This is a genomic window from Pseudomonas sp. TH15 (assembly GCF_016651105.1).
In the GTDB taxonomy this organism is placed as follows: Bacteria; Pseudomonadota; Gammaproteobacteria; order Pseudomonadales; family Pseudomonadaceae; genus Aquipseudomonas.
In genome coordinates, this window is the sequence record NZ_JAEKEL010000001.1 from 751,050 (window position 1) to 769,133 (window position 18,084).

Sequence of the window (18,084 nt, forward strand, 5' to 3'; positions counted from 1 at the left end):
GTTACGGTAGAGGAAAGCGCGGCAGCCTTTCAAGGCAGGCCGGCACGGACACTTCACCAGAGGTGTAGGGAATTCCCGACAGAATAGAGAGGATAAGATGCAGCCCTCGGTAGGACGTTTCCGATACAGGGCTACAAAGGTAAACATCGTGCGACTGAACACAGCACTTTGTGGAGTGGGAGCTTGCCTGTGGCGAGGGAGCTTGCTCCCGTTGGACTGCACAGCAGTCCCTTTTTGAAGGCGCTTCGCACCTCAGCGGGAGCAAGCTCCCCCGCCACAGGTTTATGCCAAATCCTGAATCCTGGATGTCAGGCCCGAACAGGTACCGGCAGCGGTGCCGCCAGCAGGCGCTCGTCCAGCAGGACAAGGCCTTCCTGGAACAGTTGGTTGCTGCGCTCGGTATCGCCCAACTGTGCCAGCAACCTGGCGAGCTCCGCACAGGCTTCCGGGTTGCGCTGCAGGCGCAGGCTACTTTCCAGATAGTCCCGGGCCTTGCCCCAAAGGCTGCTTTGCAGGCACAGGCGGCCCAAGGTCAACAGCAAGCTCGGGTCGGCCGGGTGATCCTTGAGCCAGCCCTCGGCGGTTTGCAACTGCCGCGCCGGATCGCTACCGCGTACTAGTCCGTAGAGACGTGCCAGATGACTGTCAAAGTTGCGCTTGAGCGCCGCACGCAGGATTTCTTCAGCCTCGACCTGAGCGCCCAACTGGCGCAGTTGTTCAGCATAGGCCAGCACCAATTGCGGTTCCTGGCGCTGAGCATTAGTAAGCTGTTGCCAGGCGCGGGTGAGTGACTGCAACCCGACCGTCCCGTCTTCTTCACCGCGCGCTGCAAGGCTGAGGTTTTGACCCCAGGCCCGACGCTCCAGCTCAGCCAGTTCGGCGACAGGCAAGACTTTGTCCTTGCGCAGCTCCGGCAGCAGCCGAATGACTGCCGACCAGTCGCCCCGCTGCTGATGCAGGCGCTGTAGCTGACGCAAAGTCTGCACGTTGTGTGGGTGACGCTCGTGCATGGCTTCCAGCGTCGCCAGGGCGCCTTCGGTATCACCACGGTCGGTCTGCAATTGCGCGTGACTCAAGGCAATCGCCAACTCGGCCTGGGGCTGGCGCTCGAGGGCGCGCTCCAGCAGGTTGTCGCATTCCTCGTAGTGACCTTGTTCGTTGGCGGCACGTGCCGCACCGAGGTAGTACAGCAGTGGTTGACGCTCGGCTTCTGCGGCCCGGTACAGATGACGCTGGGCACTGGCCCAACGACCTTCGGCGAGGTCCAGCTGGCCATGCTCGATGGCGACTTGCACCCGGCGGCTGCGATTGCGACGGGACCACGGATTGACCACGCCGCTGGAGGTCGTCACCAACTCGATCAACGCCTTGATGCCCCAAAACACCAGCCAGAGCACGGCCAGCAAGGCCAGGGTCGCCCACAGACTCGACTCGTAACGGAAGCTCTTGTAGGCGATCAGCACGTAGCCCGAGTGCTCGGCAATCGCCAACCCCAGCACCCCGGCGGCGGCGATGACCAGAAACACGATCACATAGAGGCGTTTCATGGCGTGGCCTCCTGCGCGGTGTCCGCAGCAGGTTTGGCCAGCGGCTTGATCGAGTCCTCGGCACTGACATTGCGTCGTTCAAGATAGGCCTGGACCGCACTCAACGTGCCCGTCAGGTCTGGCGTGACGACCGTAACCGGCTGCGTGCTCAACTCGCCAACCTGCTCAAGCATCACCTTGCTCTGCGGGTTGTCCGCATTGAAGTTGCCCTTGAGCACGTCCCGCGCTTCGGTCAGCGCCTGGGTATACACCGGCGCCTGACCATTGAGCGCAGCCCACTGCGCCTGCTCCAGCGCCAGACTCAAGGCCAGACGGACCTGGCTCAAACCCTGCCCGGCCAGCAAAGGACGAACATTCTTTTCAGCGTTGAAGTCAATACGGATGTAACGCGAGATCTCATCCCACCATTGCGCCCAACGACTGGCGCCATCGCCATCGGCGGTCAGGCCCAACAGCGATTCGCCACGGTCCTTGTACTCCGGCGCCAGCTCGGTGAGGTTGATCACCTGGTCTCGCAAGGCACCCAGTTTCAGGAACAACCCGGTGCGGTCCGGCTGTTCGGTGCTGCGCAAGGCCACCAGGGTCTTGGCCACTTGTTCGCGGGCGGCAAAGGCGCCGGGGTCGTTCTGTTCGCGGAGAATTTCGTCGGCGCCCTGCACCAGGGCCTGGGCGCTGCTGATGTCCTGCAATGCCGAAAGACGCAGGCTGGCCAGACGCAGCAAGTGCTCGGCCTCGGCCAGACGCCAATCCTTGCGGCTGGCGCCGAGGACGCTTTCCAGCTTTTGATTCAAGCGTTGTTGATCGCCTTGCAACTGCGTCACCAGACGACGGCGGTCTTCCAGCTCGTCGGCGGCAGGCAGTTGCTCCAGGCGTGCGGTCAGGCGCTGATCACTGAGTTTCAGGCTTTGTGCCTGATCGCTCAAGGCCTGGACCTGGCTCAACTGCGCTTGAGTATTGGCTTGCAGGTGACGTACCTGCCAGACACCCCAACCGCCCACGGCGACCCCAGCGGCACCCAACAACAGTGCGACGATTGCCAGGCCATTGCCTCGGCGCTGCACAGCAGCAGGTGGTGGTGTTTCAACAGGTGCATCGAGCACCGGCTGGACGTCATCTTTAGGCAAGGCTGTTTCGCTCACGTATCCATCCTTTGCATTAGAGAACGGGTACGGGTTGCTCCCGTAACGCCGTCAGCAAAGCCGCGGCGTTCGCGCCACGACAATCCACAACTGTTTGAGCCCCGGCGGCACGTGCCAGCTCGGCGACTCTTGGGCTTGGAACAAACAACGGCAACCGCGCCAACCGTGGCCAGGCATCGCCGGCCAATTGGTGCAGGTGCTCGAAACCCTGTCCACTGCTGACCACCAGTCCGTTCAAGCGTTCCGCTTCGATCCGGTCCGGCAACGCAGCCGTCGCATAGTGCGGCAAGCCGCGACGATACAACTCCAGATAATCGACACTAGCACCAAGCTCGCGTAAACGCTCAGCCAGCAACTCGCGCCCGCCCTCCCCGCGCATGATCAACACTCGCGGATCGGGCCGGGCGATAGCCTCGCGCAACTCGGGAAGTTCAAGCAAGGCTTCGCTGTCATCGCCCTCGGCCGGGAAACTTACATCCAGGCCGGAAGCCTCTAGGATTTGAGCCGTCGCAACGCCCACGCTGAACCACTTCAACTTCGGTGGCTGCGGCCAACACTGGCCGAGCAGATCGATGCCGATTCTGGCGGCCGGCTTGCTGACCACAATCACCGCACAGTAGCGATCCAGACCCGCTATCACTGCGCGCATTGTGTCAGAGGGCGCAATCGGCTCTATCTCCAAAAGCGGCAGACAACTGCTGAAAACCCCCTGCTCGGCCAACACGCTGCTCAGCGCCGCCGACTCATCTGCGGGGCGCGTCAGCAGCAGACGCCAGCCGGTCACTCGTGACCTGCCTCGCCGTAGACCGCTTTCAAAATGTCGCCGGCGCCCTGGCTCAGCAGATCTTCGGCGACCTGCACACCCAGCGATTCAGCTTCACTGCGCGGCGCACGGGCCTCGGCGTTAAGCAGCAGGCCACCGCTTGGATCGCCCACCAGCCCACGCAACCAGATTTGATCGCCTTCAAGCACGGCGTAGCAGGCGATCGGTACCTGGCAGCCACCATTCAGATGTTTGTTCAGGGCACGTTCGGCCGTGACGCGGGTGGCGGTGTCCTGGTGATGCAGGGGCGCCAGCAAGGCGTGGATTTCGCTATCGACGCTACGGCATTCGATACCGACCGCGCCTTGGCCACCGGCAGGCAGGCTGTCGTCGACGCTGATGGCCGAGGTGATGCGATCTTCGAAACCCAGGCGAATCAAACCGGCGGCGGCGAGGATGATGGCGTCGTATTCGCCGGCGTCGAGCTTGGCCAGACGCGTGTTGACGTTACCGCGCAGGAAACGTATTTCCAGGTCCGGACGGCGGGTCAGCAACTGGGCCTGACGGCGTAAGCTGGAGGTGCCGACGATGCGGCCCTGAGGCAACTCATCCAGGCTGGCGTAGGTGTTGGAAACGAAGGCATCGCGCGGGTCTTCGCGCTCGCAGATGCAGAACAGACCGAGGCCTTCGGGGAAGTCCATCGGCACGTCTTTCATCGAGTGCACAGCAATGTCGGCTTCGTTTTCCAGCAGCGCGGTTTCCAGTTCCTTGACGAACAGGCCTTTGCCGCCGATTTTCGACAGTGGCGAGTCGAGCAGCTTGTCGCCGCGACTGACCATGGGCACCAGCGTTACCTGCAAGCCCGGATGGGCTTCTTCCAGGCGAGCTTTAACGTATTCGGCCTGCCATAGGGCCAGCGCACTTTTACGGGTGGCGATGCGGATTTCGCGAGAGGACATGGATCAATCCGTACTGAATAGATACGGCGGATAATAACAGCTCAGTCAAATCCACTTTGACTTGTATCAGGAACTGCACGGCCTCCCTGGCCTTCAACATCCGGCAATTGGGTGTGAAATCCGCCTGTGAGTGGCGGATTAAAGCTGCTGCATCATTTTGCGCACGCCGGCCACGTGACGGCGGCTGACAATCAGCGCGTCGCCGTTCAGGCCTTTGAGAAACAGCTGGAAATGCCCCAACGGCGTGCGTTGCAGGCGCTCGATACGTTCGCGGGCAACCAGGGCGTTGCGGTGGATCCGCACGAAACGGTCGCCGAATTCGTCTTCAAGAGCCTTGAGCGGTTCATCCAGCAGCACTTCGCCGCCTTCGTGGCGCAAGGTCACGTACTTGTGGTCAGCAATGAAATAGACCACCTGCCCCAATGGGATCAGCTCGATGCCTTTGCGGGTGCGGGCACTGATGTGACTGCGCGGGCCGCTACCTGTTTCGGCAGCCGGGCGAGTCAGGGCGGCAAGCTGGACACGATTGGGGCGCTCGGCCTTCTTCAAGGCCTCGAGCAATTGCTCGGCGCGCACCGGCTTGACCAGATAACCGACACCGCTGGCCTGCAAGGCCTCCACGGCGAATTCATCGGGACCGGTGCAAAACACCACAGCTGGCGGTGTTTCGCGCTCGCACAACCGTGCAGCCACTTGCAGACCATCAAGGCCCGGCATGCGGACATCGAGCAGCACGATATCCGGCTTGTGGCTGTCGATCAGCGCCAACGCCTCTTCGCCGTTCGTGGCGCCGGGCTCCATGACACTGTATCCCTCGAGTTCGCCGACCATTCGGCTCAGGCGCTCGCGGGCTAGGGGTTCGTCATCAACGATCAGGACATTCATATTGCGCTGGATTCCTGCGTGAGTCTCGCACAAGGATAGCGTAGACAGGTGAAGTGACATCCGTCACCGCGATCCACGCTAAGACTGGCGCGAGGGCCAAAAAGTGCCGCGAGACCGGCGGCTAAATTTTCATCTGCCGGGCGATTGGCGGCCCGGGCCCGCGTTGGCGAGGCATCGCCGTAGGGTTTGCTGATACACAATACGAACACCCCCTCTTCTTATAGTCAGCCGCAGCGTAGAGAAGTGCGCTGTTCCTACTGTCCAACTGTAGACGGTTGCCGGCGCGATATTGCTCAAATGAAAAATATCGTTGCGCAATTCCCTCCAGTGTTGCCCCGAGTATGGCCCTGCACATGAGAAAAAAACGTATCGACCAGTGTCAGCGACAGGATTGGCAACCCTGTTATTATCCGCCACAGCGTTCAACGCCAACTTTCTTCAAGCCGATACGAGCGAATTCATGAGCACTGACAAGACCAATCAGTCCTGGGGCGGCCGCTTCAGTGAACCCGTCGACGCCTTCGTCGCCCGCTTCACCGCCTCCGTCACTTTCGACCAGCGCCTGTATCGCCACGACATCATGGGCTCGATCGCCCACGCCACCATGCTGGCCAAGGTCGGCGTGCTGACCGATGCCGAGCGCGACAGCATCACCGATGGCCTGAAGACCATCCAGGGTGAAATCGAGGCCGGCCAGTTCGACTGGCGCATCGACCTCGAAGACGTACACATGAACATCGAGGCGCGCCTGACCGACCGCATCGGCGTGACCGGTAAAAAGCTGCACACCGGCCGTAGCCGCAACGACCAGGTCGCCACCGACATCCGCCTGTGGCTGCGTGACGAGATCGACCTGATTCTGGCCGAAATCACTCGCCTGCAAAAAGGCTTGCTGGAGCAGGCCGAGCGCGAAGCCGGCAGCATCATGCCGGGCTTCACCCACCTGCAAACCGCGCAGCCGGTGACCTTCGGGCACCACATGCTGGCCTGGTTCGAAATGCTCAGCCGCGACTACGAGCGTCTGGTGGACTGCCGCAAGCGCACCAACCGCATGCCATTGGGCAGCGCCGCGCTGGCCGGCACTACTTACCCGATCGACCGTGAGTTCACCGCGCAGTTGCTGGGCTTCGACGCTGTCGGCGGCAACTCCCTGGACAACGTCTCCGATCGCGACTTCGCCATCGAGTTCTGCTCCGCCGCGAGCATCGCGATGATGCACTTGTCGCGTTTCTCCGAAGAGCTGGTGCTGTGGACCAGCGCGCAATTCCAGTTCATCGATCTGCCGGACCGCTTCTGCACCGGCAGCTCGATCATGCCGCAAAAGAAAAACCCGGACGTGCCGGAGCTGGTTCGCGGCAAGACGGGTCGCGTATTCGGTGCACTGATGGGTCTGCTGACCCTGATGAAAGGCCAGCCATTGGCCTACAACAAGGACAACCAGGAAGATAAAGAGCCGCTGTTCGACGCCGCCGACACCCTGCGCGACTCGCTGCGAGCCTTTGCCGACATGATCCCGGCGATCAAACCCAAGCACGCAATCATGCGCGAAGCGGCGCTGCGCGGCTTCTCCACCGCCACTGACCTGGCGGATTACCTGGTGCGCCGCGGCCTGCCGTTCCGTGACTGCCACGAAATCGTTGGCCATGCGGTGAAGTACGGCGTGGAAAGCGGCAAGGACCTGGCGGAAATGAGCCTGGAAGAGCTGCGCAAGTTCAGCGACCAGATCGATCAGGACGTGTTTGCCGTGCTGACCCTGGAAGGCTCGGTGAATGCCCGTGACCATATCGGCGGCACTGCGCCGGCGCAGGTCAAGAAAGCAGTGGTTCGCGGCCAGGCGTTGTTAGCTAGCCGTTAAACCGCCAAAAGCTTCGCGAGCAAGCCCGCTCCCACATTAGTTCGGTGGTGAACACACATGCTGTGTACACCAGATCCAATGTGGGAGCGGGCTTGCCCGCGAATGCATTCTTGAAGACGCTACAAAAACCTACTTCTTGGACGCGACCATCGCCAAAAACCCTGGCATCGCCGCATCCTTGTCCGCTGCAATCCGCTGTACATGCGGGTTCTGCTCCAGACGCTCCAGCAGCGCCTTGGCCGCCGGTATCTCGGCCAACAGATCAATACCGAACAGCTTCTGCCCGACCGCACAGGCCAGCGGCACGCTGTAGAGGAAATACAAATCCGCAATGCTCAGGCTCTCACCTGCCACGTAAGGGGCGAACTTGGCGTGCCTGCCCAGCGAAGCGAAGCCCAGCAGCAACTCGGCCTTGGTCTTGTCCTTGATCGCCTCAGGCACGGTCATGCCGAAAAACGCTTCGGGATAACAGGCGCGGCCCGGCAATTCGATGTACAGCTCGATTTCCTTGGCCAGCGCCAGCACTCGCGACCGCTCAAAGGGATCGCTCGGCAGCAGCGGCGTGCCTTTCTGGCTTTGTTCGAGGTACTCGAGGATCACACTGGTTTCGTTGACGAAGCCCTGTTCGACGCCCAGCACCGGAATCTTCCCGCGCGGGCTTATAAGCAGCGCCTCAGGGCTCGGTCCCGGGTAAAACAGGACTTCTTCAAACGGCAGTCCCTTCTCCAGCAGCGCCAGCTTCACCATGTTGTAGTAGTTGCTGACGGAAAATCCATAAAGCTTGAGCATCACATAGCCTCCAGGCCGTGCGGGGTTGGCAGGTGCCTTTTATAGAACGCTCAAGCGTTTCTTGCCAGCAGCATCACAGCGTTGAATGCAGGTAAACTGCCCGCCTTAACTTGAGGAGCCTGCCATGAGCGAGCCAACTGATATCGAGATCGACGAAGAAGAGTTCGCCGAGAACACTTTGATCGAAGCGATTGAAAACCAGATCGAAAGCGACAACCCGCCAGCCGCCAAGGCAACCTTCAACAAGCTGACCCTGGTGGGTTACGAGCGTGAAGAAATCCTCAACCTGATGGCCCACGTGCTAGCAGTGGAAATCGACGCGATCCTCGAAGAAGACCGCGCGTTCAATACCGAATGGTACGAAACCGCCCTGCGCGCCCTGCCAGAGCTGCCGCCAGAGAAGCCGTAACAACACAATCCCCTGTGGGAGCGAGCCTGCTCGCGAATGCGGTGCATCAGCAAAAACACGCTCAATGACACACCGTATTCGCGAGCAGGCTCGCTCCCACAAGGTTTGTTACGTATCCGGCCAGCCATCTCACGGAGCCGGACTACACTGGAATCCGCCTCAAGACAAAATCCCTGATCTGAAGCACTGGACATGCCGCACGAGTGGGCTCACCTTAGGGGCGCTGTCGTCTAATTCCTAGAAAGTCTGGAGTCCTTATGTCGCTTACCCCTGAGTTGGTTGCCGAACTGGAAATCCTCGCCCTCTTCAACCTGGACAGTTCCCAGGAAGGTTTGAAAATCCATCAGACCGCTGCCCCGAAAGCGATTGCCGCCGCCCAACGCCTGTATGAGAAAGACCTGATCGACCAGCCCGATGGCGGTTACCTGACCAGCCTGGGTCGTGACGCCGCGCAAAATATACAAACCGTCCTGACCATTCTGAGCGTCCAGGAAACAGCCTAAGCACCACCGCATCGCCCACGGAAACCCCTTCCACGGGATTTCCGCGGGCATTCTGTCGCCTCGCGATAGAGATCTGACGCCAGAAACACAAATTCAGCTTAAAAGTCCCGGGGCCGAGGCGCTAAACTGCCCGTCATCCGTAGTCCCCCACGTCCGAGCCTCGCGAGCCGGTTTGAGCTGACATGACCCGCACCCATGAAATTCGCCCCGATCTGGACGAGGGAATCGACCGCAAGGTTCTCAGCCAGCTGCGCGCACGTTTTCTGAAGCTTAATGAAGGCCGCATGGCCAGGGCCATGGAAGGGTTGTCGACGCGCCAGCAAGGGGTCTTGACCTTGCTGCCGCTGTTTTTCCACGTCAATCATCCGCTGTTGCCGGGCTACGTTTCCGGCAGCACGCCGGCCGGGCTGTCGAACTACGAACCCGACAACAATGTGCTCGCCGAAGCCCAACGGCTGACCCGTTCGTTTTCCTACAAGCCACGCCACGGCAGCAATCCACCACGGCCGATTCACGGGCTGTTTTTGATGGGCAGCCTCGGCACCCTCGCCCAGGCCGATCAAAGTGACATGGACGTGTGGGTTTGCCACGCCCCGGACTTGAGCGAAAACGAACTCGCCGAGCTGCGCAAGAAATGCCAGTTACTCGAAGTCTGGGCCGCCAGCCAGGGTGCCGAGGCGCATTTCTTCCTGATCGACCCGACCCGCTTCGTGCGCGGCGAACGGGATACTCAACTGAGTTCGGAAGACTGCGGCACCACCCAGCACTATTTGCTGCTGGACGAGTTCTATCGCACCGCAATCTGGCTGGCCGGGCGCACACCGATCTGGTGGCTGGTGCCGGTCTACGAAGAGGCCGGTTACGACCAGTACACCCACACGCTGATTTCCAAGCGCTTCATCCGCGCTGACGAAACCCTGGACCTCGGGCATCTGGCGCACATTCCGCCAGGGGAATTCATCGGCGCCGGGCTGTGGCAGTTGTTCAAGGGCATCGAGTCGCCCTATAAGTCAGTGCTCAAGCTGCTGTTGACCGAGGTTTACGCCAGCGAGCACCCAAAGGTCCATTGCCTGAGCCTGCGTTTCAAACAGGCCGTATTTGCCAATCGGCTGGACCTCGATGAGCTAGACCCGTACATCGTGGTCTACCGGCGCATCGAGGAATACCTGACTGCCCGTGGCGAGCCCGAACGCCTGGAACTGGTACGCCGCGCGCTATACCTGAAGGTCAATCGCAAGCTGACCGGCAGCAGCAGTCGCACCGCAAGTTGGCAGCGTTCACTATTGGAACGCCTGGCCAACGAATGGCATTGGGATCAACGGCAGCTGGCGCTGCTCGACAGTCGCAGTCAGTGGAAAGTCCGTCAGGTCAGTGCCGAGCGCCGAGCCCTGGTCAATGAACTGAATTACAGCTACCGCTTCCTGACCCAATTCGCCCGCGCCGAGCAAACCGTCAGCCTGATCAACAAGCGCGACCTCAACGTGCTCGGACGAAGGCTGTACGCAGCGTTCGAGCGCAAGGCCGACAAGGTCGAATTCATTAACCCGGGCATCGCCCCGGACCTGGCCGAAGACACCCTGACGCTGGTGCAGGCGCCGAACAAAAAAGAACCCGGGCAAACCCAATGGGGTTTGTACAACGGCAGCCTGACCGCCCATGAGTGGGAACATTTCGCGCCGATCAAACGCAGCCGCCAATTGCTCGAACTGTTGACCTGGTGCCACCGCAACGGCGTGATCGACAGCAGCACCCGCCTGGCCTTGCACCCCGGCAGCAGCGATTTGAGCGAGTTCGAACTGTTCAACCTGCTCGGCAGCCTGCAACAGACCATCGCCCTGCCCCTGACCACCGTTGCCGAAGAACCGCTGTTGCGTCCCAGCGTGCCCAGCGAAGTGCTGATTCTGGTGAACGTCGGCGTCGATCCGCTCAAGCATCATCGCGACCTGAACATCCTGATGACCACCGAGCGCACCGACTCCCTGAGTTACGCGGGCGTGCGGGAGAACCTGGTGCTGACCCTCGATCAGGTCACCCTCAACAGTTGGAACGAAGTGCTGGTCAGTCGCTATGACGGCCCTCACGCCCTGCTCGACTGCCTGCGCGACTACCTCAACAACCTGCCCAAAGGGCCACAGCAGCCGCGCTTGCGGGTCCGCTGTTTCTGCCACAACCGCGCGCAGTTCATCGCCCAGCGCGTCGAAGCCATCATCGACACCGCGCAAAACCTGCTGTTGAGCAAACTCAATCATCGCTACCTGTTTCAGGTCCAGCAGCATTACCACGTGCTGGAACTGGTGCCCGGCCAGGTCAACCACGTCGCCCTCGCTACCCTGCCGGCGCTGTTCGACTACCTTGGCGAAGAGCTGGCGAGCTACAGCCCGCTGCACCTGGACCCGATGGCCCTCGAAGAACAAGACCTCGCGCTGCTGCTGCCGATGGGTCAGCCCGAGTGCATTCAGGTGTTCTACCGGATCAACGAGCAGCAGGCCGATCTGTACGTGCTGGATGAATTCAATGCGTTATGGCAGCAGCGCCTGCCCTATCACGACGAACAAAGCCTGTTGGTGCCGCTGCAACGCTTCCTGCAATCGATCCTGTATCGCCGCGACGCTTTGCTGCCGATGGACGCCGCCCAGCCGCTAAGCCTCGACACGCTGTATTACCAACTATTGCCGTCCGGCCCCGGCCGGGCACGGCGGGTTGAAAACCGGCCAGCGCCGCAAACCCCGGTCAACAAACCGTTCTATGACGTCCAGGCAATCATCGGCAAAGCCGCACCGGGGCAGGTGCAGGTCACGCTGTATTGCAATCAACGGGAGTTTTCGGAGTTGGAGTATGGCGATCAGTTGTTCAGCGTGGTCGCCCGGGAGATCATCAACCAGCGCCGCGAGACTGAACGCTACCGCTGCTACATCACCGACCTGGACCTGACAGGCCTGCTCGGTGATGGGCAGAGTTCAAGCAATCTGTATCTACGCTACAAGGCCGACCTGGAGCGCGCCTTGAACGAAGCGCTCGAGCAGGTCTAAGTCTTTTAGAATGAGCAGTCGCCGCCATTGGCTGGCTGCGATTCAACTTCCAGCAGCGTCAGTTTCAGGGTCTTGCCACCCGGTGCGGGCCAGTCAATGTGCTGACCGACTTTCAGGCCGAGCAAGGCACTGCCCACCGGCGCCAGAATGGAAATCTTGCCTTCGTCGGCATTGGCATCCTTGGGATAAACCAGCGTCAGGTGATAGTCCTTGCCACTGATTTCTTCGCGGCAATGCACGCGCGAATTCATGGTCACGACATCAGCGGGCACTTCATCGTGACCGACCAGTGTATCGGCGCGATCCAGCTCGGTTTGCAGCGCGATAACGCCCGGCAGCGAGTCATCCAGGCTGTCGATCAGGCGCTCCAGACGTTGCACGTCCAGACGGGTAAGGGTGATAGAAGGTACGGTCATGATCCAGGCAGACTCCTTTCTTCTGCACAAAAAAAGCAAAACCCCGCCAGAAAAAGGCGGGGTTTTCACGGGCCTCGATGGGTTGAGGCGTTTCCGGACACTATCACAGCTCAATAAATATACAAGCCACCCACCCCATGCTCCCTCTGCAAGAGCTACCGCAGGCTGCGATCTTTTGATCCTGAATCTTTAAAAGCAAAAGATCGCAGCCTGCGGCAGCTCCTACATTGAGGAATTGCGACGGTCTGTGGCTTGGGCACAAATAACCCGCCGCCGATCATCATCAGCCGAGCGCCACTCACGGATGTCTTCAACATGGCGAAAACACCCCAGGCAAACCTTCTGCTCATCCAACCGACACACCCCGCTGCACGGCGAAGGCACCGCCGCGCTGACATTACTGTAAAGCGGCTTGGGCGGACGAACAGATGCAGGCTGAGTCACAGTTTCACAGACCTTCGAATTCGAATTCTGCGCCAGCTTGCTGCTTGACGATGCGCTCAAGCATCTCACCCAACTGCTCTTCGCTCTTGTCACACATCCAGCGCTCGCTCTCTTCGTCATAGTCGAAGTGGAACCCGCCGGACACCGCCGCCAGCCACAGCTGACGCAACGGCTCCTGACGGCTGAAGATCAACTGGCTGCCGTTTTCGAACTTGACGGTAAGAACACCGGCCGAGCTCTCCAGATCAATATCCAGGTCACTCTCGTCGAAAATATCCTCCAGCATCTGCTGGGTGGTATCGACCAGGTCGTGGAAACGGGCTTCGGTCAAACTCATTGCAGGAACCTCAAAAAGTGTCTGATCACGCTCAAGCGCCGCAAGATACGGGCGAGCCCCGGTGATTGCAAAGGATAACGACCAAGGGCGATCACGAAACCTGTGGGAGCGAGCTTGCTCGCGAAGAGGCCATCATATTCAACATCAATGGTGCCTGACACTACGCCATCGCGAGCAAGCTCGCTCCCACATGGGCTGCGCTTGGCCGACCTGCATCGGCACAAGCCCCGCCGGACGGGAGCCGCGTTACATAGGCAAGCTGCCGGGTGGCCGGTATACTCCGGCGCAATTAACGCATTTTCAAGGATTTCGCCATGAAGCGCCTGATCTCTTCCCTTGCCGCGCTCGTTGCGGTTGCCTGCTTAGTGTCGGCCTGTGGTCAAAAAGGCCCGTTGTATCTGCCCGATGACAACCAGGACCCAGCCGAGCAGGCCAAGTCGTCGCAACAGACCCCTGCATCCAAAGCACACAAGCACGACGTCTACCAATAAGGGAACGCCATGGACGCTTTTAACTACCGTGACGGTGAGCTGTTCGCGGAAGGCGTGGCCCTGTCCGCCATCGCCGAACGCTTTGGCACACCGACCTACGTCTACTCCCGCGCCCACATCGAAGCCCAGTATCTGGCGTATGCCGATGCGCTGGCCGGCGTGCCGCACCTGGTGTGCTTTGCAGTCAAGGCCAACTCCAACCTGGGTGTACTGAATGTCCTGGCCCGTCTCGGCGCCGGTTTTGACATCGTCTCCCGTGGCGAACTGGAACGCGTACTGGCCGCTGGCGGCAGCGCCGACAAGATCGTGTTCTCCGGTGTCGGCAAGACCCGTGAAGACATGCGTCGCGCCCTGGAAGTCGGCGTGCATTGCTTCAACGTCGAGTCCACCGATGAGCTGGAACGCCTGCAAGTGGTTGCCGCCGAGCTGGGCGTTCGTGCTCCGATCTCGCTGCGCGTGAACCCGGACGTCGATGCCGGCACCCACCCGTACATTTCCACCGGTCTTAAAGAGAACAAGTTCGGCATCGCCATTGCCGATGCCGAAGACGTGTACATCCGTGCCGCACAACTGCCTAACCTGGAAGTGCTCGGCGTCGATTGCCACATCGGCTCGCAACTGACCAGCCTGCCACCGTTCCTCGACGCGCTCGATCGCCTGCTGGGCTTGATCGATCGTCTGGGCGAATGCGGCATTTACCTGCGTCATATCGACCTCGGCGGCGGCGTCGGCGTGCGTTATCGCGATGAAGAGCCGCCGCTGGTGGCCGACTACATCAAAGCCGTGCGCGAGCGCTGCGAAGGTCGCGAGCTGGCCCTGGTGTTCGAGCCGGGCCGCTACATCGTTGCCAACGCCGGCGTGCTGCTGACCCAGGTCGAGTACCTCAAGCACACCGAACACAAAGACTTCGCCATCGTCGATGCGGCCATGAACGACCTGATCCGCCCGGCGCTGTACCAGGCCTGGATGGACGTCACCGCCGTGCGCCCGCGCGACACCGCGGCTCGTGCCTATGACATCGTCGGCCCAATCTGCGAAACCGGCGATTTCCTGGCCAAGGATCGTCAGTTGGCCCTGGAAGAAGGCGACCTGTTGGCCGTGCATTCGGCCGGTGCCTACGGGTTTGTCATGAGCTCCAACTACAACACCCGCGGGCGTACCGCCGAAGTGTTGGTGGACGGTGATCAGGCATTTGAAGTGCGTCGCCGTGAGACGGTAGCCGAGTTGTTTGCTGGCGAAAGCCTGCTGCCGGAGTAAAACCATGCTGCTGCGTTTTACCAAGATGCACGGCCTGGGCAATGACTTCATGGTCCTCGACCTGGTCAGCCAGCACGCGCACATCCTGCCAAAGCACGCCAAGCAATGGGGCGATCGGCACACCGGCATCGGTTTCGACCAGTTGCTGATCGTCGAAGCGCCGAGCAACCCGGACGTGGACTTCCGTTATCGGATCTTCAACTCCGACGGTTCCGAAGTGGAGCAGTGCGGCAACGGTGCACGCTGCTTCGCCCGCTTCGTGCTCGACAAGCGCCTGACCGCCAAACGGCAGATTCGTGTCGAGACTAAAAGCGGCATCATCGAACTGGATATCCGCAGCGACGGCCAGATCAGCGTCGACATGGGCGCACCGCGCCTGGTACCGGCCGACATCCCGTTTGAAGCCGAGGGTCAGGCTTTGAGCTATCAGCTCGAAGTCGACGGCACCACGGTCGAACTGGCGGCGGTGTCCATGGGCAATCCCCATGCGGTGCTGCGGGTCAACGACATCAACAACGCACCGGTGCATGAACTGGGACCGAAAATCGAAAACCATCCGCGCTTTCCGTCGCGGGTCAATGTAGGTTTTCTCCAGGTCATCGACCGGAACCGTGCGCAGCTGCGTGTCTGGGAACGCGGGACCGGGGAAACCCAGGCTTGCGGCACCGGCGCCTGCGCTGCTGCAGTGGCCGCGATCAGCCAGGGGTGGATGGATTCGCCGCTATTGATCGACCTGCCCGGCGGGCGCCTGTCCATTGAATGGGCAGGCCCTGGCCAACCGGTCATGATGACCGGCCCGGCAGTACGCGTATATGAAGGACAAGTGCGTCTTTGAGAGAGCCAAATCCATGAAAGATAAGCCTCAGGTTCCCGCCCTACAGCCCGACGAATCCCCTTCCGAAAGCCTTGAGGCGGCGGCGATTGCCGCGTACCTGGAGGCTCATCCGGATTTCTTCATCGAGCACGAAGAACTGCTTCCGGCCCTGCGTATTCCCCACCAGCGCGGCGATACCATCTCGCTGGTGGAACGCCAGATGACCATCCTGCGCGACCGCAACATTGAGCTGCGCCACCGCCTCTCGCACCTGATGGACGTGGCCCGCGACAACGACCGCCTCTTCGAAAAAACCCGCCGCCTGATTCTCGCGCTGATGGATGCCACCAGCCTCGAAGACGTGGTGATCGGCGTCGAAGACAGCCTGCGCCAGGACTTCCAGGTGCCCTTCGTCAGCCTGATCCTGCTGGGCGACAACCCGATGCCGGTCGGCCGATGGGCCACCCACGCCGAAGCGCAAGTGGCCATCGGCGGCCTGCTCTCGGAAGACAAAAGCGTCAGCGGCAGCCTGCGCGAGCACGAACTGGACTTCCTGTTCGGCGAAGAACAACGCAAGCAGATTGGCTCCACCGCCGTCGTCGCCATCAGCTATCAAGGTATTCACGGCGTCCTGGCCATCGCCAGCCGTGATCCGCAGCACTACAAGAGCTCGGTCGGCACGCTGTTCCTGAGCTACATCGCCGAAGTCATGGGCCGCGTGCTGCCACGGGTCAACAACTCCCTACGCTCGGTACGCTGATCGTGGAACGACAACTGGACGCTTACTGCGAACACCTGCGCAGTGAGCGTCAGGTGTCGCCTCACACGCTATATGCCTACCGCCGCGACCTCGACAAAGTGCTGGGCTGGTGCGTCAAACAGAACATCGGTAGCTGGGCCGCGCTGGATATTCAGCGATTGCGCAGCCTGATTGCTCGCCTGCATTCCCAGGGTCAATCCTCCCGCAGCCTGGCACGACTGCTGTCGGCGGTGCGCGGGCTCTATCACTACCTGAATCGCGAAGGCCTGTGCGATCACGACCCGGCCAATGGCCTGGCGCCGCCCAAGGGTGAACGTCGCTTGCCGAAAACTCTCGACACTGACCGTGCGCTGCAACTGCTGGAAGGCGCGGTCGAGGATGATTTTCTGGCACGTCGGGATCAAGCGATTCTGGAGCTGTTCTATTCCTCTGGCCTGCGGCTGTCGGAGCTGACCGGGCTTAACCTCGATCAGCTGGACCTGGCCGACGGCATGGTTCAGGTGCTCGGCAAGGGCAGCAAGACTCGGCTGCTGCCGGTCGGCAAAAAGGCTCGCGAAGCGCTGGAGCTTTGGCTGCCGTTGCGCGCCATGACCAATCCGGCCGACGACGCAGTATTTGTCAGCCAGCAAGGCCGGCGCCTCGGCCCACGGGCGATTCAGGTGCGGGTCAAGGCTGCAGGCGAGCGTGAGCTGGGACAAAACCTGCACCCCCACATGCTGCGTCACTCCTTCGCCAGCCACTTGCTTGAATCCTCTCAGGATCTGCGCGCCGTGCAAGAATTGCTCGGCCACTCGGACATCAAGACCACCCAGATTTACACCCACCTGGACTTCCAGCACCTGGCAACGGTCTACGACAGTGCCCATCCGCGGGCCAAACGCATTAAAGGCGATGAGTCATGAGAATCCAACTGATCACCTTCGACCTCGACGACACCCTGTGGGACACCGCCCCGGTGATCGTCAGTGCCGAAGCTACCTTGCGTGAATGGCTGACCGAACATGCGCCGAAGCTGGGCGCTGTGCCGGTGGAGCATTTGTGGGCCATTCGTGAACGGGTACTGATCAACGATCCGAGCCTCAAACATCGCATCAGCGCCCTGCGTCGGCATGTGTTGTTTCATGCGCTGGAAGAGGCCGGTTACGACCATGGCCAGGCTTCAGACCTGGCGGATCAGAGTTTCGAAGTGTTTCTGCATGCACGGCACCAGATCCAGGTGTTCCCCGAGGTCGAGCCGACCCTGGAAATCCTGGCCAACCATTACGCCCTCGGCGTGGTCACCAATGGCAACGCTGATGTAAGCCGGTTGGGGCTCGCGGATTACTTCAAGTTTGCGTTGTGCGCCGAAGACATCGGCATCGCCAAACCCGATGCGCGACTGTTTCACGAAGCCTTGCAGCGTGGTGGTGCGACGGCCGATACGGCGGTGCACATTGGCGATCATCCGGGCGATGACATTGCTGGCGCCCAACAGGCAGGGTTGCGTGCGATCTGGTTCAACCCGACAGGCAAAGCCTGGGAAGCGGATCGCCTGCCGGATGCGGAGATTCGCAGCCTGACCGATTTGCCGGCGGTCTTGGCACGGTGGAACGCAGCCTCGGCCTGACACAAACCCCGTGGGAGCAAAGCTTGCCCGCGAAGCTTTTCGACCCTTTGTCCTCACCCATGAAAAAGCCCGCAGCGACGG

19 protein-coding genes are annotated in these 18,084 nt (G+C 60.9%); 10 read left to right on the top strand and 9 right to left on the bottom strand.

The window, feature by feature from the left end; all coding sequences use genetic code 11:
• Window positions 1-308: 308 nt before the first annotated feature.
• From JFT87_RS03500 to JFT87_RS03520, 5 genes are all read right to left on the bottom strand, one after another.
• Window positions 309-1,547 (bottom strand): heme biosynthesis protein HemY, encoded by a 1,239-nt coding sequence (locus tag JFT87_RS03500; RefSeq protein ID WP_201198822.1) that lies wholly within the window; start codon window positions 1,545-1,547, stop codon window positions 309-311.
• Complete coding sequence (locus tag JFT87_RS03505) at window positions 1,544-2,686, bottom strand: uroporphyrinogen-III C-methyltransferase (RefSeq protein ID WP_201198824.1); 1,143 nt, start codon at window positions 2,684-2,686, stop codon at window positions 1,544-1,546. Before JFT87_RS03505 ends, JFT87_RS03500 begins: the two co-directional genes overlap by 4 nt.
• A 16-nt stretch (window positions 2,687-2,702) precedes the next feature.
• A complete protein-coding gene (locus JFT87_RS03510; RefSeq protein WP_201198826.1) occupies window positions 2,703-3,470 on the bottom strand; it encodes a uroporphyrinogen-III synthase in 768 nt (255 codons plus the stop codon).
• Window positions 3,467-4,408 carry a hydroxymethylbilane synthase gene (hemC, locus tag JFT87_RS03515; protein ID WP_201198831.1) on the bottom strand — a complete coding sequence of 314 codons (942 nt, stop codon included), beginning with the start codon at window positions 4,406-4,408 and terminating at the stop codon, window positions 3,467-3,469. Before hemC ends, JFT87_RS03510 begins: the two co-directional genes overlap by 4 nt.
• Before the next feature lie 138 nt (window positions 4,409-4,546).
• A complete protein-coding gene (locus JFT87_RS03520; RefSeq protein WP_201198832.1) occupies window positions 4,547-5,293 on the bottom strand; it encodes a LytR/AlgR family response regulator transcription factor in 747 nt (248 codons plus the stop codon).
• Window positions 5,294-5,753: 460 nt separating this feature from the next.
• On the opposite strand from JFT87_RS03520, the gene argH reads away from it, so the two are divergent.
• Window positions 5,754-7,148, top strand: a complete 1,395-nt coding sequence (gene argH, locus JFT87_RS03525) for an argininosuccinate lyase (protein ID WP_201198833.1) — start codon at window positions 5,754-5,756, stop codon at window positions 7,146-7,148.
• 129 nt (window positions 7,149-7,277) lie between these two features.
• Here argH and JFT87_RS03530 read toward each other — a convergent pair whose 3' ends face one another.
• On the bottom strand, window positions 7,278-7,937 hold the full coding sequence (locus JFT87_RS03530) for a glutathione S-transferase family protein (RefSeq protein WP_201198834.1): 660 nt from the start codon (window positions 7,935-7,937) through the stop codon (window positions 7,278-7,280).
• A 124-nt stretch (window positions 7,938-8,061) separates the two neighbouring features.
• Between JFT87_RS03530 and JFT87_RS03535 the strand changes: the two genes are divergently transcribed.
• From JFT87_RS03535 to JFT87_RS03545, 3 genes are all read left to right on the top strand, one after another.
• Window positions 8,062-8,346: a hypothetical protein gene (locus JFT87_RS03535; RefSeq protein WP_201198835.1), complete on the top strand. Its 285-nt coding sequence runs from the start codon at window positions 8,062-8,064 to the stop codon at window positions 8,344-8,346.
• 257 nt (window positions 8,347-8,603) lie between these two features.
• On the top strand, window positions 8,604-8,849 hold the full coding sequence (locus JFT87_RS03540) for a TIGR02647 family protein (RefSeq protein WP_150748704.1): 246 nt from the start codon (window positions 8,604-8,606) through the stop codon (window positions 8,847-8,849).
• 182 nt (window positions 8,850-9,031) lie between these two features.
• Window positions 9,032-11,878, top strand: a complete 2,847-nt coding sequence (locus JFT87_RS03545) for a class I adenylate cyclase (protein WP_201198837.1) — start codon at window positions 9,032-9,034, stop codon at window positions 11,876-11,878.
• Between the two features lie 5 nt (window positions 11,879-11,883).
• Here JFT87_RS03545 and rnk read toward each other — a convergent pair whose 3' ends face one another.
• The 3 genes from rnk to cyaY all read right to left on the bottom strand — a co-directional run bounded on the left by rnk (window position 11,884) and on the right by cyaY (window position 13,075).
• Complete coding sequence (gene rnk / locus JFT87_RS03550; protein WP_201198839.1) at window positions 11,884-12,294, bottom strand: nucleoside diphosphate kinase regulator; 411 nt, start codon at window positions 12,292-12,294, stop codon at window positions 11,884-11,886.
• A gap of 222 nt (window positions 12,295-12,516) precedes the next feature.
• Window positions 12,517-12,738 (bottom strand): DUF1289 domain-containing protein, encoded by a 222-nt coding sequence (locus JFT87_RS03555; RefSeq protein WP_201198841.1) that lies wholly within the window; start codon window positions 12,736-12,738, stop codon window positions 12,517-12,519.
• Window positions 12,739-12,742: 4 nt separating this feature from the next.
• Window positions 12,743-13,075: an iron donor protein CyaY gene (cyaY, locus tag JFT87_RS03560; protein WP_201198843.1), complete on the bottom strand. Its 333-nt coding sequence runs from the start codon at window positions 13,073-13,075 to the stop codon at window positions 12,743-12,745.
• A gap of 314 nt (window positions 13,076-13,389) precedes the next feature.
• Here cyaY and lptM point away from each other — a divergent pair, with 314 nt between their 5' ends.
• The 6 genes from lptM to JFT87_RS03590 are packed head-to-tail and all read left to right on the top strand — an operon-like array spanning window position 13,390 to window position 18,003.
• On the top strand, window positions 13,390-13,566 hold the full coding sequence (gene lptM, locus JFT87_RS03565) for an LPS translocon maturation chaperone LptM (RefSeq protein ID WP_201198845.1): 177 nt from the start codon (window positions 13,390-13,392) through the stop codon (window positions 13,564-13,566).
• Between the two features lie 9 nt (window positions 13,567-13,575).
• Window positions 13,576-14,823: a diaminopimelate decarboxylase gene (gene lysA, locus JFT87_RS03570; RefSeq protein ID WP_201198847.1), complete on the top strand. Its 1,248-nt coding sequence runs from the start codon at window positions 13,576-13,578 to the stop codon at window positions 14,821-14,823.
• Between the two features lie 4 nt (window positions 14,824-14,827).
• Window positions 14,828-15,658 (top strand): diaminopimelate epimerase, encoded by an 831-nt coding sequence (gene dapF / locus JFT87_RS03575; RefSeq protein ID WP_201198848.1) that lies wholly within the window; start codon window positions 14,828-14,830, stop codon window positions 15,656-15,658.
• Window positions 15,659-15,671: 13 nt separating this feature from the next.
• Window positions 15,672-16,397, top strand: coding sequence for a DUF484 family protein (locus tag JFT87_RS03580; protein WP_201198850.1), 726 nt, complete (start codon window positions 15,672-15,674; stop codon window positions 16,395-16,397).
• A gap of 2 nt (window positions 16,398-16,399) precedes the next feature.
• The gene (xerC, locus tag JFT87_RS03585; protein ID WP_201198852.1) at window positions 16,400-17,299 is read left to right on the top strand and encodes a tyrosine recombinase XerC; all 900 of its coding nucleotides are present in this window, start codon (window positions 16,400-16,402) and stop codon (window positions 17,297-17,299) included.
• Complete coding sequence (locus JFT87_RS03590; protein WP_201198854.1) at window positions 17,296-18,003, top strand: HAD family hydrolase; 708 nt, start codon at window positions 17,296-17,298, stop codon at window positions 18,001-18,003. The genes xerC and JFT87_RS03590 overlap by 4 nt, the downstream gene beginning before the upstream one ends.
• The last annotated feature ends 81 nt before the right edge of the window (window positions 18,004-18,084 follow it).